The organism is Micrococcus sp. CH7 (assembly GCF_001595485.1).
In the GTDB taxonomy this organism is placed as follows: Bacteria; Actinomycetota; Actinomycetes; order Actinomycetales; family Micrococcaceae; genus Micrococcus; species Micrococcus luteus.
This window is the reverse complement of record NZ_LOSQ01000014.1, coordinates 1-1,388: the sequence shown is the minus strand read 5'-3', so window position 1 is coordinate 1,388 and position 1,388 is coordinate 1. Positions and strand designations below refer to the sequence as shown.

At 67.3% G+C, this 1,388-nt stretch carries 1 protein-coding gene; it reads left to right on the top strand.

What is annotated here, in order from left to right; all coding sequences use genetic code 11:
* Positions 1-299: 299 nt before the first annotated feature.
* Positions 300-1,367, top strand: coding sequence for an IS110 family transposase (locus tag AUV08_RS05140; RefSeq protein WP_061873125.1), 1,068 nt, complete (start codon positions 300-302; stop codon positions 1,365-1,367).
* The last annotated feature ends 21 nt before the right edge of the window (positions 1,368-1,388 follow it).

The following is a 1,388-nucleotide window of genomic DNA, read 5'->3' as shown; positions in this document are numbered from 1 at the left end:
TGAAGCGCCTGTAAGTCTCTGAAGTGGCTGGCCTGGGGTCGGCTGGCAGGGTGGGTGCTGGTGCTCCGTCTGGTCGTGACTCTTGAATCGCCTGGCCTCCCGCTTCGGCGGGGTGCCTTTCCCAGGATCTGTCCGGCCGGGTGGGTGCCGGCGCCGACCCTGCCCACTCCGATGGCTTGATTAGAAGCTTGCCCGACCGTTCACGGCGGTCGTGGCCCATTACAGGCCTGCCTCGAAGTGACCATTCCCGGGTCGACGCCCGCAGTGACGTCAACCCAGTGGAGAGGATCACGGTCACCATGACCATCGTCGCAAACACGTTCGCGTATGTCATCGGCGCGGACACCCATTCCAGAACACACACTCTCGCCGTGCTCGACGCGCGCACTGGCGCCAGAGTGGACACTCGGACCTTCCCGACGACGCCGGCGGGATTATCACGCGCGGTCGCGTGGATCGCTCGGCGCACCAGCGGGCTGGCCGATGTGCTCGTAACGATCGAGGGCGTCGGCTCGTATGGCGCCCGGCTCGCGAGAGCATGCCAGGACGCCGGCTACCGGGTCGTGGAGTCGTTCCCGACAGCGGCACGTGAACGTCGCGGACGAGGCAAGAGCGACGAGATCGACGCGGAACTGATCGCCCGCTCCGTGCTCGGCGTCGATGCCGACAACCTCCGTGATCCGCGTCAGGACGCGGGAGTCCGCGCGGCGCTGCGGGTGCTGATCGGCGCCCGCGACCTCATCAACCTCGAACGCACCAGGTCGATCAACGCCTTGACCGCGCTGCTTCGAACGGTCGACCTCGGCATCGATGCCCGCGCCTCGCTCACCAAGAAACAGCTCGCGGCGATCGAGTCCTGGCGCACGCGACAGGAGGACCTCGCGACCGCGACAGCCCGCCGGGAAGCGATCCGGCTGGCCCGACGGGTTGCCGTCTGCGATGAGGACCTCGCTGCTAACCGTGACGAGATCACCGCGCTGGTCGCCGCCAGCGACGCCGCAATCCTGCTCGACGAGCCCGGGATCGGCGCGATCAACGCGGCCGTGATCATCGCCGCCTGGTCACACCCCGGCCGGGTCCGCTCCGAAGCAGCGTTCGCCGTGCTCGCCGGCGTCAGTCCCGTGCCCGCCTCGAGCGGAAACACCACCCGTCATCGCCTCAACCGAGGAGGCGACAGGCGTCTGAACAGAGCCTTATCGTCGATCGCGCTGACCCGAATGTCGCACCACCCGCCGACCCGCGCCTACGTCGAACGCCGACGAGCCGAAGGACGCACCACCAAGGAAATCCGCCGCTCACTCAAGCGATACATAGCCCGCCAGCTCTACCGCCGCCTCAGCGAGCAGAGCGGACTTGACAACACATAGAAGCATCCTGGGTTTCGTTCC

Excerpts from the sequence above, each read along its gene's own strand:
- AUV08_RS05140 (WP_061873125.1), top strand. The coding sequence starts at position 300 with ATGACCATCGTCGCAAACACGTTCGCGTATGTCATCGGCGCGGACACC.